Origin of the sequence: Lactobacillus sp. MRS-253-APC-2B (genome assembly GCF_012843675.1) — a bacterium.
Classification (GTDB): Bacteria; Bacillota; Bacilli; order Lactobacillales; family Lactobacillaceae; genus Limosilactobacillus; species Limosilactobacillus pulli.
The window spans coordinates 14,796-29,838 of the sequence record NZ_JABAFO010000014.1 but is presented as its reverse complement, the minus strand read 5'-3'; the positions used below and the strand labels follow the sequence as shown (position 1 = coordinate 29,838).

Sequence of the window (15,043 nt, the reverse complement as noted above, 5' to 3'; positions counted from 1 at the left end):
TATCGCTCCTATACTAAGAATAGTGAGGGATTCCTAATTATTTGACTGGGAAATTCTAATTTTTGACTGTAAGGAGGATGATGCATATGGCTGCTAAACCACCAATGGTCGAATTTAAGAACGTCTCCAAGATCTATCCAGGAGGCAAGGTGGCAGTTGAAAACATTAATCTGCGGATCGAGCGTGGTGAATTCGTCTGCTTCATTGGAACATCTGGCGGGGGCAAGACGACGACGCTGCGAATGATCAACAGTATGCTGACACCAACCAGTGGCGATATTTTCGTTGATGGCAAAAACATCCATGATATTGATCCAATCGAATTGCGCCGCAGCATTGGCTATGTGATTCAAAATATCGGTCTGATGCCACACATGACGATTCGTGACAACATTACCCTGGTACCTAAATTATTGAAATGGCCCAAGGAAAAACGCGATGCGCGGGCAAAAGAACTGATCAAAATGGTCGAGTTGCCAGAAGATTTTCTGGATCGCTACCCTTCTGAGCTTTCAGGTGGTCAGCAGCAGCGGATTGGGGTTATTCGCGCTTTAGCTGCCGACCAGCAGATCATCTTAATGGACGAACCGTTTGGTGCCTTGGACCCACTAACGCGTGAAGCCTTGCAGCGACTGGTTAAACGGCTGCAAGAGGAAATGGGACGCACTATCATCATGGTTACGCACGATATGGATGAGGCTATTCGTCTGGCCGATCGCATCGTCGTCATGGACCTTGGGCACATCGTCCAAAACGCTGCGCCTGATGATGTCTTAACGCACCCAGCCAATGAGTTCGTTGCCAATCTGATTGGGCCGGATCGGCTGCACCAGGCCAAGGTCAACCACTTGACGGCCGAAGAGATTATGCGGCCTAATCCAATCAAGATTCACGCTCAACAAACTCTTGGCGATGCCTTATCAGAAATGCACGAACACCACGTTGACAGTCTGATGGTGGTTGATGATGATAATCATCTGACCGGTATTTTGGACCTCAAGACACTGCACAATCAACAACAGCAGACACAACTGATAGTCGATGATATGAAGCATCCCGTCCCGGTTAAGATTCATGAATCCGAGCGACTGCAAATGATTACGGAGCCGCTTTTGGAGCGTAACTGGGAATACGTTCCCGTCGTTGACGAACAAGAGCACTTAAAAGGCATCATTACCAGATCCGCACTGGTTGACGTGATCTATGATGCCGTTTGGGGAACCACTGAGGATCCTCGGCCGTCCCATAAGCAAGACGACGTTCAACAAGAGGCAGGTGAGCAATAATGATGGCTTTCTTGCAAGCACATGGTACCGAGCTGATCGTCAAAACATGGGAGCAGATCTATATCTCTGCAGTTTCGCTTGCTTTGGGAATCATTGTTGCGGTACCACTGGGAATTGCTTTAACCCGTTGTAAAAAAATTGCCAAATTGGTGATTGGTCTTGCCAGCATGCTGCAAACCATTCCTTCTTTGGCACTGCTGGCTCTAATGATTCCAATTTTGGGAATTGGTGTAAAGCCGGCAATCGTTGCCCTATTTATTTATTCGCTGCTGCCAATTCTGCGCAACACTTATGCCGGCATGGAAGATGTCGATCCAACTTTGATTGACAGTGCCAAGGGAATGGGGATGACCAACTGGGAGTCGATTCGGATGGTCGAACTCCCCTTGGCCCTGCCCGTCATCATGGCCGGAATTCGGCTGGCCGCCGTCTATGTAATTGCCTGGTCAACGCTGGCATCCTACATCGGAGCTGGCGGTTTAGGGGACTTTATCTTTAATGGGCTGGACCTTTATGAGCCTGATTTGATTATGGGTGGTACGATTCCAGTTACCATCTTGGCCCTGCTTGCCGACTGGCTGTTAGGAATCGTTGAGCGCAAACTCACACCAGTGACGAGTCGAGGGGGTGTGGCTGATGATCAAGAGTAAAAAACTCAGGCTGGGCGCCCTATTTTTAAGCGTTCTAACCCTGATGATCGGGATTGGCGGCTGCAGCAGCTCGTCAAGCGAATCCACCTACCACAAGCCCAAAACACTGCGGATTGCAACCCAAAGCTCAACTGAATCTCAAATCATGGGCTACATGCTCAAGGACTTGATTGAACACGATACCAATTACAAGGTCAAGATGGTCAGCAACCTGGGAAGCTCATCGGTTTCACATAAGGCATTACAAAACAATGATGCCGATATCATGGCAACCAGCTATACTGGCACTGACCTGACAGGGACTTTGGGGATGCCAGCCCAAAAAGATCCTAAAAAGGCAACCCGTACCGTTGATCGTTTGTTAAAGGAACGCTATGACGAGATTCGCTATCCATCATATGGCTTTGCCGACACCTATGCCTTTATGGTGACGCATGCCAATGCCAAGAAATACAGTCTTAATACGGTGGGCGACTTAAAACCGGTTGCCAGTCAATTGACAGCCGGGGTCGACAGTTCCTGGATGAATCGTAAAGGCGACGGCTATAACGATTTTGCCAAGGTTTACGGTTTTAAATTCAAGCGCGTCTATCCAATGCAGATCGGATTGGTCTATGATGCGGCTGAGCAGGGAAAAATGCAGGTCATTTTAGGTTACTCAACTGATGGACGAATTCGCAGCTATAACCTTAAGATTTTAAAAGACAATCTGCATTTCTTCCCACCCTACAACTGTTCATTAGTCGTTAGAGGCGTTATTATTCGTCACGATCCACACCTAAAGAAGGTTCTGCATCGGCTGGATGGCAAGATCAGTCTTTCAACCATGCAAGAGCTCAACTACCAGTCCGATGACGAGCTGTTGGAGCCGGCCACGGTTGCGCATCGTTTCCTGGTTAAGCACCACTACTTTGAAGGAGGCGACAACTGATGAAAGGTCTGAGTCTTTGGCAGCAGTTCTGGTACTATCTTGGGCATAATGGTACCTATGTTCTGCAGCAGTTCAATCATCACTTTGCCATTTCGGTCTACGGCGTTTTACTGGCAGCCGTAGTCGGCATTCCGCTTGGTATCCTGATCTCGCGTCATCATCATCTGAATGGTCCAATCATCAGTATTGCCAACATTATTCAAACCATCCCTTCTTTAGCCATGGTTTCAATGCTGATGCTGGTCTTGGGGCTAGGCACGCAGACGGTTATCGTAGCTAATTTTCTATACTCATTGCTGCCAATCATCAAAAACACGGCGGCTGGTCTCGACAGTGTTAGTCCCGTATCGCTGGATGCCGGTCGTGGGCTTGGAATGACCAAGTGGCAGCTTTTAACCATGGTTGAGATGCCGCTTTCGGTTTCCGTTATTATGGCCGGGATTCGTAATGCCTTGGTTGTTGCCATTGGAATTACGGCAATCGGTTCATTCGTTGGTGCCGGTGGTCTGGGTGACATCATCATTCGGGGGACCAACGCAACCAACGGCGGGGCCATTATCTTGGCTGGTGCTTTGCCAACCGCTTTGATGGCTATCATTACCGACTGGGTACTTGGCTGGGTTCAGCATAAGTTGGCACCCCACACCGCTAAAAAAGCTGATTAATTAAATATCAATAATTTAGGGTCCAGCTGCCAATATGCAAGCTGGACCCTATTTTGTGGTCTTTGATATTTCCTGGGAAATTTCTGCATTCACTTTTTTTCGGCCAAAATAAAAGAATCACAATGGCGGTTGCTGCATCGCGATTCTATGTAACTGATTATTTATTAAGCAGTTTTTCTGCTAAAGCAAAGTTGCCAAGCGTTGCCGAACCATTGCCAGGAACACTTGGGTTGGTGATGTATTCATCCAGATCACCGACTTCCAGATAATCGTTGTAGAGCTGCTTAAATTGGACACGTACCTTTTCCATAAAGTGAGGACGTGAAACGCTGCCTCCAAAGATTACCCGTGCTGGCCGCAGAATCGATGTTACCTGCATGACTGCCTGAGCTGCATAATAAGCCATGATGTCCCAAACGTGATCATCATCGCTGACGTCCTCGCCACGCTTGCCGAGCCGTGCCTTAAAGGTTGGACCACACAGCAGCCCTTCCAAACAGTCACCATGATATGGGCAGATGCCAGTAAAGTTTAAATCATCGGGATGCCGCTTAACCAAAACGTGACCCATTTCAGGTGCGCCAACGCCACCAATAAAATGGCCATTCTGAATGGCACCGGCACCTACACCAGTCCCAATCGTGTAGTAGACCAAGTCAGCTTTGGGCAGCTGATCCTTTAAGTTGATGTATTCACCGTAAACCGAGCCGTTGACATCGGTCGTAAAGTAGATTGGCAGGTTCTGTCCCAGGCCACGCTTGAGCATCCCAACAAAATTACAGTTGGACCACTTGATTTTAGGCGTATCGGTAATGTAGCCGTACTTGGCCGAATGCTTATCGATGTCAATTGGGCCAAAACTGGCAACACTCATTGCCTGCATTTCCGGATACTTTTTAAAGAATGCAATGCAGTTACCGATTGTGGTTGCCGGATCAATCGTCGGAAAAATTGCCTTGTCGATTACTTCATATTTTTCATTGCCAACAGCGCAGACAAACTTAGTCCCGCCGGCTTCAATACTGCCAAGTAGCATGAATTTGATCCCTCACTCGCTAAAAAGATTCTATTTTTTTGTCATTCGTTTAACAATATAACGCTTTCTTGAATATTCAACAAGTTTTTCATAACTTTTTTCAGGATTTTATTGACTTTAACTAAATGATCATTTAGTATAATTATCATGAGAGAAAAAGACCAAACCAAAAAAGAAAAAATCGTCCAAGCCGTTTTTGAAATCGTCGATCACGATGGCCTTGCAGGGCTGTCGTTTGGTAAGATCGCCAAGTGGGCCGGTATCAGTTCCGGAACTCCGTATGTGTACTATCGCGATAAAACGGACATGCTCTCACAGATCTACATTGCTACCAAGCAAGAACTAGAGTCGGGCTTAGATGATCGACTTGCTAAATCGAACTCAACCAAAGAACAACTAATCACCTGCCTCGAGTATTTTGCTCAGCAGTATATGAAATATCCTTTGCAGGCCAACTACATCATGGCCATTCATGCCGCACCCGAGTTAATTACACCGGCTGCCAGACAGGCCGGCGCATCATTTGCCCATAATCTAAATGAACTGTACTGTCAGCTTTGTTATGAAACCAAAGCTGCTGCTACCGCCGATAATCAAACCCTGGTTGGTGCCTTACTGTTAGGTCCAATCATGTGGCTCTTGCGTCAAGCCAAGCTGAATGGCACTCAAGTCAAAGACACCCAGATCAAAAAAGTCGTTCGCATCTCGGTCAATGGCCTTTTTGAGGAAAATAATCACGAATCCTAACATATGAATAAGAGGAAACTGCCTATGATCAAATTTTATTTTCATACTAATAACCCAGCCAAGCGTCGGGCAGAAAAATGGCTGACCAAGCACAGTCTTGATTTTCAGTCTCGCAATCTGAACAAAGAACCGTTAACCCGCGATGAAATCCTCCAACTGCTGGAGCTCTCACCGGACGGTACCGAAACTTTGGTATCCGAGCGTTCAAAGGCAACCAAGGAATTATATGCCAAGCACCCTACACCAACTATGAATCAGCTGATCGAGGCCATCCAAAACACGCCACAAATTCTTAAAAGTCCATTAATCGTTAGTGGTCATAAGATGCTAACGGGCTTTAATGCTGACAAAATGGGCGTCTTGGTACCTCATCAGCAGCGACGGCTGGAGCTTTCTCGCCTTTTGGGCAAGTTGAATGGACGTGGCTCAAATCAGGCTTTGCAATTAGCATATAACTAAATTCAAGAGGTTGGAAAAAGATTAATTTTTCTGGAAAATAAAGCAACTTTAATAATAGAAATGGCCGAAGATCAGCGTTTTAAGTCACGCAATCTTCAGCCATTTTTCTGTTTTGAGACTTTATTCCCAGCACCTTCAATTCGATTTTTAAAAGCGAAGACCTTTTGGATAGAAATTCTTTAAAGTCTGACCGACTAGCTTCCCCCAGCCGCAGACATGTCCCTCACAAACCAGCAGCTGCCAGCCAGGCTTCCCGCCGCTGATTGACAGCGTATCACCGTGAACATACTGACGCCATTGGTCATGATCAATTATCAAGACATTGGCTGTCTCATCTGGCTGACTGGCCAATGCCCACGCCAAAGCCGGCTCAAACCGATTCTTTTTAAATGTACCCAAATGCAGTCCTGGCCGCAGTACCGTCATTTGGCTGATATCATCAATTCCCTTAGGCAGATCATATAACTGATCGCCATAAGTAAGCAGATGATTGACCTGATAGCTTGGCATGGTTTCTTGGGCGAACTTTTCAAACAATTCGCGCTGCTCTTTGGTAATAGCACTGCGACTGTTGCCTTTTTTCCTGTTCTTTTTGTTTTTCTTTGCTGATGGCTTTGATCCGGCTGTTTCAGACAAATTGCCCTGCAAACGGAACTTGGCGATAAAATGTCCCTCACCTTTAAGATGGTGTGGGAATAATCTGACTGCCTTAGTCAATTCAGGATTTCCATTACCCCATTCTGGTCGACCGTCGTCCATCCCTGGGTATTTTTGAATCGGCTCCATGGTCAGATCATAATTGTCCAAAAGCCATGCTGCGTTTTGCTCATCTTCTTCTGGAGCAAACGTGCAAGTCGAATATACTAACGTTCCACCAGGCTTGAGCATCTTCATGGCTGAGCTCAAAATCTTTTGCTGACGGTTGGCGCACTCGCTTGGATAATCCGGTGTCCAATACTCGATCCCCGCCGGCTCCTTGCGAAACATTCCCTCACCAGAGCATGGTGCATCCACTAAGATGCGATCGAAAAACTGTGGGAACTGTTTTTCAAGTTCAGCCGGACTCTCATTCATCACAATAGCATGCTTGGCTCCCCAACGTTCCAGGTTTTCTGCCAAAATATTGGCCCGTTTACGAAAGATTTCGTTGGCAACCAGTAAGCCCTCATCATGCATCTTAGCAATTAGATGCGTGCTCTTGCCGCCTGGCGCCGCACACAAATCCAAAACCCGTTCACCAGGCTTGGGATCAACGACTTCGCCAACATACATGGCACTGGGTTCTTGACTGTATACCCAGCCAGCCGTATGATCCAGCGACTTGCCATCGACCTTGCCAAACCAGCCATCCGCGACGTATTCAATCTTGCCTTGTGCGGTTTTGATGGTGGCAGTCGGCTGACCGTTTTTCAGTGGATTGATCCGAAAACCACTGCAGCTTGGCTGATCAAATGAAGCCAAAAAAGCATCCGCCTCATCGCCTAACAGCTGACGATATTTTTCAATAAAAGCAGTTGGTAGTTTCACAAAAAATGCTCCTCGTCATAAAAGTATCCTTACTATTATAGCATTAATCAGCTGCCAAAGCCGTCAGATGAATTTTATGGGTCAAAACCTCGATTTTTGAGTCATACAGCGCTTGAATAAACTCATCATCCTCATCGTCATAGTAAAGATACTGTCCCTTTTCATTCGCCAGCAGTTCAATAAAGATGCGAATTGCCCGACCATTGCCTTCTCTAAATGGATGCAGATAGTTCAGCTCATCCAACAGCCTGGCATATGCAGCTGATTGAGGCAGCGTTTGTTCTTTTAGATCTGTGATTACAGCGTTAATCGAGCGAATGCCATTGTCAAAGACATTTGGCGGCAAAAAAAGCGTCTGCTGCTTGGTCAGGTTATAGTTGCGCAGCTTGCCTGCCCAAGCATACAAATCACCAAACAGCGCTTTGTTGATGCGGCAAAGATCATCAACGTCATCTACCTTAAAGCCTCTTTGCAAAATTCTTAGGCCAACCAAGGAACCCTGCATAAATTCATGCTCATCCAGATCAGCTTTATCTTGAATCCCCAGCTTGTTCTTCAGCGTGTCGTTTGGGTACAGAAAATCCCGATTCAAAGTCTTTTCATCAGTAATTGCTGGTTCAGCAACCGGAATCGGCCAGTGACGCAGCCGATCTAATTTCCCATCCAATTCATGCTGCGGATGTTCATACGCATCTCCCAAAAGCCGAATCTCTTCTTCGGTTGGCTCCCATCCTTCCATGGCACTACTGACAACCGTTGCCGCCAATAATTGAAACTTGCGTGGATTGCGAAACTCAACGCCACCAATCCGATGGGCCTTGCGATTAATCAAAGCAGACATTTCGCCATCTTCCTTTCTAGATCTAATTAGGATAATTGTAGCGCGGCTTTTACCAGTTCAACAGTCCTTTAAAACATTAATCCACGATTGTCTTATCGGTTTCGAATAATTTGCGTTTACCTAGCGATTCTCGATATAATTTAACCAGATATTTTTTCGAAAGGACGAATTAAATGAAGCAGCATTTGATTGCCATCGACTTGGATGGTACTACGCTCAACAATCAATCTAAATTAACGCCTAATACGATTAAGACTCTGCGCACGCTCAGTCAGCAAGGACACCTGGTTACCATCGTTACTGGTCGCCCTTATCTGATCTCTGGTCACCTTTACGATGAAATCGGGCTTAAAACGCCGATGATCAATTTCAATGGCGCATTGGCACACATCCCGCACCGTAAATGGGCAGGAGAATATGCCGTCAGCGTTACGCGCGAAATGACGCTGGATCTATTGGCGCATAAAGAGGAGCTTGGTATCAAAATGGTGATTGCCGAAGATAAATACCACGTCTGGGCTGATCATCCCAGCAACGAGCTGCCTGAGTTTTTACCCGCCAAATTGGCACCGGAACAGATCCTCAATGAACATAATTTAAACAACGATCCAATTGCCCTGACGATTCAGTTTGATCCGTCCAAAAAAGACGCTATTTTGGCCGCTGTCAATCAGAAATACGGTGATTTTATTGAGCCACGCGTCTGGGGCGGACCATATTCAATTATGGAGCTAATTCGACGCGGCACGCATAAAGAAGCCGGTCTGCGCCATTTAGTTAAAGAATACCAGCTGAGTGCTGATCAGATCATTGCATTTGGCGATGAGCACAATGATGCCGAAATGCTCAGCTATGCCGGTCGCGGTGTTGCGATGCAAAATGCCGTTGATAACATCAAACAAATTGCCGATGACGTCACACCAGTTGATAACGATCATGACGGACTAGCCAAGTATCTGCAGGATTATTTCCACCTCGATGCTGGTGAGCTGCGGTTGGCAGAATAGACTTCGTGACTGCTTATGAGTGAGTGAAGATCTAAGAATTCAAAAGTCCAAACAAGCCATCAAGAACGCTTTTTTATCACTACTAGCTGAAAAAGGCTTTGAAAAGATTACCATCAAGGATATCTGTACACAGGTGATGATTGGCAAGTCGACTTTTTACTATCATTATGAGGATAAATATGATCTAGCGCGTCAACTGGCAATCCAAAGCTTAAAAAACTATCAGCAGCATGTTTTAATTCCTCGCTAAAAAAAGCTTGATCATTCAATCAACGATCTGATTAACCAGCCGATACTGCCCTCTTGATGCGTAAGATTCAAACACCAGAGCTTAATGTTGAAAAAATGTTAAAAGAGCAGTTGGCAAAATCTCTGCAGCCATTTATCGTCAAGCTGGGCTTTAAAAATCAGTCAGCACTATTGGCATCAATGGTTGCTGCCCTGCTAATGGAAATTCTCGATGCTGATGAAACCGATCAGCTAGAACTTTCACAGACCAATCTTTTATCCTTGTTGAATCAGCTTCAACACATTCTACAAAATCTAACCTAATGATATCGGACCCTTTACTGCTGAGGGTTCGATATCTTACTTTTGGCACCTGTTTGCCTATGTTGCAACTGGTCTAAATCATCTCAACAACCAGTGAAAGGATGATTATAATGATGGAATTTAAAGCAGTTATTAATAGTGAAACGATTGAATGGTCCGAAATCAAGCGTTGGAAAGCTTACCGGCGCGTATGCTCCAGGAGACCGCCAGCTCCTGCGCTGAGGCATTATTACATACGTAGTTAAGAGGTTGAGTTAATTTCCGGCCTCTTTTTGATTTCCCAGGAAATAAAATCAGTCTTCTTTGATCCACTTAATCGGAATCCGCTTAATATCAATCTCACGTGGCGTTAACTTTGCTTTGGTATGTCCCAGCGTTAATGCAAAGCAAGGCGTCATCTTTTCCGGAATCACTCCTTTAGGCAATGAAGACAAGCAGGCCATATTGTAGTTAGCAGCCAAACCTTCGTTTTCAGCGGCCAGCTCCATACTGTGCACGATGATACCGGCATCGATAAACTCCAGCTGGCTTGGGTTGGGTGATGAAACAACGATTAATGTTGGTGCATGATAGATATTTTGAATCTTTTTAAGCACCTCAGGATTTTGGATTACCGTTAATGCATGATTTTGATACTTGCCTAAACCAACTGGACTGGTTTCAGCAGCCAGCAAAATTGGCTGCAGTTCCTCACTGGTAAGCGGCCGGTCATCATATTCACGAAAAGCGTGTCTTGATTGTAATAGATCCATTAGTTCCATTTTAGCCATCCCCTTTTCATAATCTTACTTGCTTTTAGTTTAGCACTGATTTGACAAACCAATTCATTTTGACTACGAGTCAATTAAACGTTTTCATTTACAAATGCGACATCAACAAGACCATTGCAAATAAAAAATGATCCACGAAATAAATTCGCGGACCATTTTGAGAGAGAGAATTTTTGATTCAAAACGAATTTTGACTAGTCGAGTTGAGCCTTGATTGCTTCCAGCGTAACGTCCTTGGTTGCGTCAAAGCGAATGTCAGCATCATCAAGACCGGCACCAATACCGATTGAAAGCTCGCCAGCATCATTGATGGCTTGCACACCGGCTTGGGCATCTTCCAGACCAGCCACGTTGGCAACTGGCAGGTTCATCATTTCAGCAGCAGCGATGTAAATATCAGGAGCTGGCTTACCATGCTTAACGGAAGCAGGGTTGACAATCCCGTCAAAGTAATCACTCAGCTTCAGGTACTTCAATACCTTAGGTGCGTTCTTGGAGGCCGATGCCAGAACCATTTGATAGCCCTTTTCACGAATGTCATCCAAGAAGGCTTGCATCCCAGGCAGAACGTCAGCTGGCGTCAGGGTTTCTACCAGACGCAGGTAGTTGTCATTCTTTTCAGCAGCCAATGCTTCTTTTTCAGCTTGCGTGTAGTCGTTTTCGTGACCACCAGCCTTCAGGATCAATTCCAGAGAATCCATCCGGCCAACACCCTTCAAGCTTTCCTGCAGTTCAGGCGTCCAAGTCGTACCTACTTTATCGGCCAATTGATGCCAGGCTTGCGTGTGAAAACGCGCCGTGTCGGCAATAACGCCGTCCAGGTCAAAGGCAAAACCTTTCAGATCTTCAAACTTCATGTAAAATGCCTCCTACTTCAGTTCCAGATCCTTACCAGCCAGGTCAATGGTCAGTGGTTCACCGGATACGAGTGATACGTGCGTGCCTTCCTTATCAACCAAGACCTTGATGACGCGGCCACGGAAGACTTGCGTGAATTGGTATGAATCCCACTTCTTAGGCAGGAATGGTGCATAGTGCAGCTTGCCTTCACGAATCCGCATGCCAGCAAAGCCTTGGACGATATCCAGCCAACTACCAGTCATGGAAGTAATGTGCAGACCATCGGAAGTGTCGTTGTTGTAGTTGTCCAGGTCAAGCCGTGCGGAACGGTCGTACAGTTCAACGGCTTTGTCTTCGTAACCCAAGTCAGAGGCAATAATGGAGTAGATCGATGGTGACAGACTTGATTCATGAACCGTGTATTGTTCGTAGAAGTCAAAGTTGTGCTTCTTTTCTTCTGGCGTAAAGTCGTCGATAAAGTCCCAGATACCTTGGATAACGTCACCTTGCTTAACGTATGGTGAACGCAGGATCTTGTCCCATGACCAGTGTTGGTTGATTGGCAGTTGGTCGCTAGGAATGTCGGCAACCGGCTTCAGATCTTTGTCTAAGAAGCCATCGTTTTCAGGGAAGATGTCGCGTTCCTTGTCGTATGGCAGGTACATGTTGTCAACGATTGCTTGCCACTTGCGCTTTTCGTCGTCCGTAACGTTAAGCTTTTCAGCTACGTCAGCGTCAACTTCCTTGAGCACTTGCAGCGTGTACTTGAGCGTCCATTGGCAAAGCAGGTTCGTGTACCAGTCGTTGTTAACGTTGTTGTCGTATTCGTCAGGACCGGTAACGGCATGCAGCATGTACTTATTTTGACGTTGTGAGTAGTGAACTCGGTCAGCCCAGAAACGAGAAATTTCAGTCAGAACCTTGGCACCTTCATGCAGCACGTAGCTCTTGTCGCCCGTGTAGTTGGTGTAGTTGTAGATTGCGTAGGCAATGTCACCGTTACGGTGGATTTCTTCAAACGTGATTTCCCATTCGTTGTGGCATTCGATACCGTTGAACGTAACCATTGGGAACAGCGCACCCTTCAAGCCTTGTTCTTGGGCGTTGACGTAAGCACCGTCCAGTTGGTCATAACGGTACATCAGCAGGTTGCGGGAAATCTTAGGATCGGAAACACCCAGGTAAACTGGCAGGCAGTAGGCTTCAGTATCCCAGTAAGTAGCACCACCGTATTTTTCACCAGTGAACCCTTTAGGACTGATGTTCAGGCGTGAGTCGTTACCGTAGTAAGTTGAGAAGAGTTGGAACAGGTTGAAGCGAATCCCTTGTTGAGCTTCGTCATCGCCATTGATTTCAACATCGGCCTTGTTCCAGCGTTCTGCCCAGCCAGCAACGTGGGGAGCCAGCAGATCATCAAAGCTTTGACCATCCAGTTGACCAGCTAATTCATCCAGACGAGCAACCAGCGCTTCTTGGGTGTCAAAATCACGTGAAGTTGCGATAACGGAACGCTTTTCCAATTCAACTTCAGCACCAGCAGCCAGCGTCCCAGCAAAGTCGTTTTCAGCTGTCTTAGCGGTCGTGCCATCGCCAACATGTTCCAAAGTCGTCTTGGTAGTAGTCTTTACACCAACCGTAAATTGAGGCGTGCCGAATGGGTTTGGCTTCGTCTTAGAAACCAGCAGTGCGTGTTCGCCGGCTGCCTTTTGTTCCAACACATCCCAGAACTGTTCATCGTAGTTGGAGTCTTCGTTGTAGACGTCACCGTTGATAACGCTGGCAACTTCCAGCTTGGCTTCAGCATTGCCCAAGTTCTTGACGTGCAGACGCTGACCAACCAGTTCCTTTTGCGCTACGCTGACAAAACGTTCAAACGTAAAGTGCAGCTTGGCACCGCCAACTTCAGCCGTAAATTCACGGGTAAAGATTCCCTTCTTGAGGTCAAGGTCCAGCTTGAAGTCAGTTGGTGCCTGCTTAGCCAGATCCAGCTGTTCGCCATTAACCTTGATCGTCAGCTGCAGGAAGTTGGTGCCGTTGATCATCTTACCAAAGTACTTTGGATAACCGATCTTCCACCAGCCGACCCGCGTCTTGTCTGGGAACCAAACGCCACCGTAGTAGACACCTTCCATCTTGTCGCCAGAGTAGCCTTCTTCAAAGAAACCACGCATCCCGAGGTTTTCGTTGGCCAGACTGGTCATTGATTCTTGCAGGCGTTTATCTTCAGGAGCCCACTTGGTCGTTACGATATTCCAAGGAGCGACGTCAAAAGTTCGTTTCATAAGATATTATCCTTTCTCAATCTCAATTAATTTCTAAAGTTGCAAAATCAGTCAAAACTAAGCAGCGAACGTTTCCTTGATGGCGTTAACGGAGAATGCACCGATTGCCATAACGACCCCACCCAGCAGCAGCATGTGTGGCTGGGAGTTGCCCAACATTGGGTAAAGGAAGAAACTGCAAAGCGAAGCAACAATCTGTGGCAGACAGATCGAGCAGTTAAACAAGCCAAGGTAGGTACCCATGTGCTTACCAGACAATGCGTTGGTAACGATCGTCAGTGGGTAAGTGTTGATCCCAGCCCAGCCAATACCAACCAGTGCGTAAGACAGAATCAAAGCGTATTGGTTGGAGAAGAAGCAGACCGTTGCGAAACCAACAGCACCCAGCAGCAGTGATCCCATGTAGCCAGCTTTGTGGTACTTGTTAGGCAGCTTGGCCAATACGTAGGACCATACAACAGCGGCAATTGACTGAACAGCAGCCATCACACCGTACCAGTTACCAGCAGCCTGGTAAGCAGCAGAACTTGCGTTGGTCGTGTGCCATACGTTTTGCGCAATTGCACCAGCAGAGTAAGTCCACAGGTATTGGAAAGCAAACCAGCAGAAGAATTGTACCAGTGAAACCGTCCAGAAGGCCTTGGGAGCGTGCTTGAGCAATTCAACCCAGTTACCGCCTTCCGTGTTGTCGGATTCCTTGATGCCATGGTACTTAGCATAGGTTTCAGGGTCATATTCCTTAACGTGGGTCATCGTCAAAGCACTGGTACAAATCAGCAGAATAGCACCAATGTAGAAGGCCCAGCGAACCGAAGGAGGAACAACACCCTTAGGAGCCGTGTTCTGCAGACCAAACCAAGTCAGCAGGAATGGGAAGATGGCTGCCAGAACGGAACCGATGTTGTTCAGCAGACTCTGAATACCATAAGCATAACTCTTTTGATCATCGTTAACCATGTCGCCAACCATCATCTTGAATGGCTGCATGGCAACGTTAGAAGACAGATCCAAGAAGGCAACGGTAATCGCACCAAACATCAATGCCGCAAACGATCCATACCCAAATCCAAGACTACCTGAGTTTGGTAAAAGAAGCATAACAATAACGGCAACAATCGTACCAAGCATTAAGTATGGCAACCGCCGACCACCAAGCTTTGGCGCCCAGGTTCGGTCAGAATAGTAACCAACAATTGGCTGTACGATCATACCCATTAATGGTGGCAAAATGAAGAACCACCCAAGACTGTTCGGGTCAGCCCCAATCGTTTGGAAGATCCGACTCATTTGAGAACTTTGTAAAGTAAAGGCCGTCTGTACGCCAAGAAAACCGAAGTTAATCATCCAAATCGTTTTCTTGGACAAATATGGCAAGCCAGAGGTCTGTTTCTTTTGCTCTACTTCACTCATGACTTAAAACTCCTATCCTAAAAAATCCACTCAATAAATA

Annotated in this window: 16 protein-coding genes; 9 read left to right on the top strand and 7 right to left on the bottom strand. The window is 46.5% G+C overall.

Annotated elements, in window-relative coordinates; genetic code table 11:
- The first annotated feature begins 86 nt into the window (after nt 1-86).
- From HF864_RS07350 to HF864_RS07335, 4 genes are read left to right on the top strand one after another with little or no spacing between them, the layout of a single operon-like run.
- Nucleotides 87-1,286, top strand: coding sequence for an ABC transporter ATP-binding protein (locus tag HF864_RS07350; RefSeq protein ID WP_169462343.1), 1,200 nt, complete (start codon nt 87-89; stop codon nt 1,284-1,286).
- On the top strand, nt 1,286-1,936 hold the full coding sequence (locus tag HF864_RS07345) for an ABC transporter permease (protein WP_169462342.1): 651 nt from the start codon (nt 1,286-1,288) through the stop codon (nt 1,934-1,936). The genes HF864_RS07350 and HF864_RS07345 overlap by 1 nt, the downstream gene beginning before the upstream one ends.
- Entirely contained in the window at nt 1,926-2,867 is a 942-nt protein-coding gene (locus HF864_RS07340) for an osmoprotectant ABC transporter substrate-binding protein (RefSeq protein ID WP_169462358.1), read from the top strand. Before HF864_RS07345 ends, HF864_RS07340 begins: the two co-directional genes overlap by 11 nt.
- Entirely contained in the window at nt 2,867-3,532 is a 666-nt protein-coding gene (locus HF864_RS07335; protein WP_169462341.1) for an ABC transporter permease, read from the top strand. Before HF864_RS07340 ends, HF864_RS07335 begins: the two co-directional genes overlap by 1 nt.
- Nucleotides 3,533-3,689: 157 nt before the next feature.
- Here HF864_RS07335 and HF864_RS07330 read toward each other — a convergent pair whose 3' ends face one another.
- Complete coding sequence (locus HF864_RS07330; protein WP_169462340.1) at nt 3,690-4,568, bottom strand: ROK family protein; 879 nt, start codon at nt 4,566-4,568, stop codon at nt 3,690-3,692.
- 147 nt (nt 4,569-4,715) lie between these two features.
- On the opposite strand from HF864_RS07330, the gene HF864_RS07325 reads away from it, so the two are divergent.
- Complete coding sequence (locus tag HF864_RS07325) at nt 4,716-5,315, top strand: TetR/AcrR family transcriptional regulator (protein WP_169462339.1); 600 nt, start codon at nt 4,716-4,718, stop codon at nt 5,313-5,315.
- A gap of 24 nt (nt 5,316-5,339) precedes the next feature.
- Complete coding sequence (locus HF864_RS07320; RefSeq protein ID WP_169462338.1) at nt 5,340-5,774, top strand: Spx/MgsR family RNA polymerase-binding regulatory protein; 435 nt, start codon at nt 5,340-5,342, stop codon at nt 5,772-5,774.
- A gap of 147 nt (nt 5,775-5,921) precedes the next feature.
- Here HF864_RS07320 and HF864_RS07315 read toward each other — a convergent pair whose 3' ends face one another.
- Both HF864_RS07315 and HF864_RS07310 read right to left on the bottom strand, forming a co-directional pair.
- Complete coding sequence (locus HF864_RS07315; RefSeq protein ID WP_169462337.1) at nt 5,922-7,301, bottom strand: RsmF rRNA methyltransferase first C-terminal domain-containing protein; 1,380 nt, start codon at nt 7,299-7,301, stop codon at nt 5,922-5,924.
- A gap of 43 nt (nt 7,302-7,344) precedes the next feature.
- On the bottom strand, nt 7,345-8,142 hold the full coding sequence (locus HF864_RS07310; RefSeq protein ID WP_169462336.1) for a Fic family protein: 798 nt from the start codon (nt 8,140-8,142) through the stop codon (nt 7,345-7,347).
- A 173-nt stretch (nt 8,143-8,315) separates the two neighbouring features.
- On the opposite strand from HF864_RS07310, the gene HF864_RS07305 reads away from it, so the two are divergent.
- The 3 genes from HF864_RS07305 to HF864_RS07295 are packed head-to-tail and all read left to right on the top strand — an operon-like array spanning nt 8,316 to nt 9,701.
- Nucleotides 8,316-9,149, top strand: coding sequence for a Cof-type HAD-IIB family hydrolase (locus HF864_RS07305; RefSeq protein ID WP_169462335.1), 834 nt, complete (start codon nt 8,316-8,318; stop codon nt 9,147-9,149).
- Between the two features lie 19 nt (nt 9,150-9,168).
- Nucleotides 9,169-9,399 carry a TetR/AcrR family transcriptional regulator gene (locus tag HF864_RS07300; protein ID WP_169462334.1) on the top strand — a complete coding sequence of 77 codons (231 nt, stop codon included), beginning with the start codon at nt 9,169-9,171 and terminating at the stop codon, nt 9,397-9,399.
- Nucleotides 9,400-9,455: 56 nt separating this feature from the next.
- On the top strand, nt 9,456-9,701 hold the full coding sequence (locus HF864_RS07295) for a hypothetical protein (RefSeq protein WP_169462333.1): 246 nt from the start codon (nt 9,456-9,458) through the stop codon (nt 9,699-9,701).
- Between the two features lie 293 nt (nt 9,702-9,994).
- Here HF864_RS07295 and HF864_RS07290 read toward each other — a convergent pair whose 3' ends face one another.
- The 4 genes from HF864_RS07290 to HF864_RS07275 all read right to left on the bottom strand — a co-directional run bounded on the left by HF864_RS07290 (nt 9,995) and on the right by HF864_RS07275 (nt 15,003).
- Nucleotides 9,995-10,462, bottom strand: coding sequence for a nitroreductase family protein (locus tag HF864_RS07290; RefSeq protein ID WP_169462332.1), 468 nt, complete (start codon nt 10,460-10,462; stop codon nt 9,995-9,997).
- Nucleotides 10,463-10,665: 203 nt separating this feature from the next.
- Nucleotides 10,666-11,328 carry a beta-phosphoglucomutase gene (gene pgmB / locus HF864_RS07285; RefSeq protein WP_169462331.1) on the bottom strand — a complete coding sequence of 221 codons (663 nt, stop codon included), beginning with the start codon at nt 11,326-11,328 and terminating at the stop codon, nt 10,666-10,668.
- A gap of 12 nt (nt 11,329-11,340) precedes the next feature.
- Nucleotides 11,341-13,593 (bottom strand): glycoside hydrolase family 65 protein, encoded by a 2,253-nt coding sequence (locus HF864_RS07280; RefSeq protein WP_169462330.1) that lies wholly within the window; start codon nt 13,591-13,593, stop codon nt 11,341-11,343.
- A gap of 57 nt (nt 13,594-13,650) precedes the next feature.
- Nucleotides 13,651-15,003, bottom strand: coding sequence for an SLC45 family MFS transporter (locus HF864_RS07275; RefSeq protein ID WP_169462329.1), 1,353 nt, complete (start codon nt 15,001-15,003; stop codon nt 13,651-13,653).
- Nucleotides 15,004-15,043: the final 40 nt, after the last annotated feature.

Excerpts from the sequence above, each read along its gene's own strand:
- HF864_RS07350 (WP_169462343.1), top strand. The coding sequence starts at position 87 with ATGGCTGCTAAACCACCAATGGTCGAATTTAAGAACGTCTCCAAGATC.
- HF864_RS07345 (WP_169462342.1), top strand. The coding sequence starts at position 1,286 with ATGATGGCTTTCTTGCAAGCACATGGTACCGAGCTGATCGTCAAAACA.
- HF864_RS07335 (WP_169462341.1), top strand. The coding sequence starts at position 2,867 with ATGAAAGGTCTGAGTCTTTGGCAGCAGTTCTGGTACTATCTTGGGCAT.
- HF864_RS07330 (WP_169462340.1), bottom strand. The coding sequence starts at position 4,568 with ATGCTACTTGGCAGTATTGAAGCCGGCGGGACTAAGTTTGTCTGCGCT.
- HF864_RS07325 (WP_169462339.1), top strand. The coding sequence starts at position 4,716 with ATGAGAGAAAAAGACCAAACCAAAAAAGAAAAAATCGTCCAAGCCGTT.
- HF864_RS07320 (WP_169462338.1), top strand. The coding sequence starts at position 5,340 with ATGATCAAATTTTATTTTCATACTAATAACCCAGCCAAGCGTCGGGCA.
- HF864_RS07310 (WP_169462336.1), bottom strand. The coding sequence starts at position 8,142 with ATGTCTGCTTTGATTAATCGCAAGGCCCATCGGATTGGTGGCGTTGAG.
- HF864_RS07305 (WP_169462335.1), top strand. The coding sequence starts at position 8,316 with ATGAAGCAGCATTTGATTGCCATCGACTTGGATGGTACTACGCTCAAC.
- HF864_RS07295 (WP_169462333.1), top strand. The coding sequence starts at position 9,456 with ATGCGTAAGATTCAAACACCAGAGCTTAATGTTGAAAAAATGTTAAAA.
- HF864_RS07290 (WP_169462332.1), bottom strand. The coding sequence starts at position 10,462 with ATGGAACTAATGGATCTATTACAATCAAGACACGCTTTTCGTGAATAT.
- pgmB (WP_169462331.1), bottom strand. The coding sequence starts at position 11,328 with ATGAAGTTTGAAGATCTGAAAGGTTTTGCCTTTGACCTGGACGGCGTT.
- HF864_RS07280 (WP_169462330.1), bottom strand. The coding sequence starts at position 13,593 with ATGAAACGAACTTTTGACGTCGCTCCTTGGAATATCGTAACGACCAAG.
- HF864_RS07275 (WP_169462329.1), bottom strand. The coding sequence starts at position 15,003 with ATGAGTGAAGTAGAGCAAAAGAAACAGACCTCTGGCTTGCCATATTTG.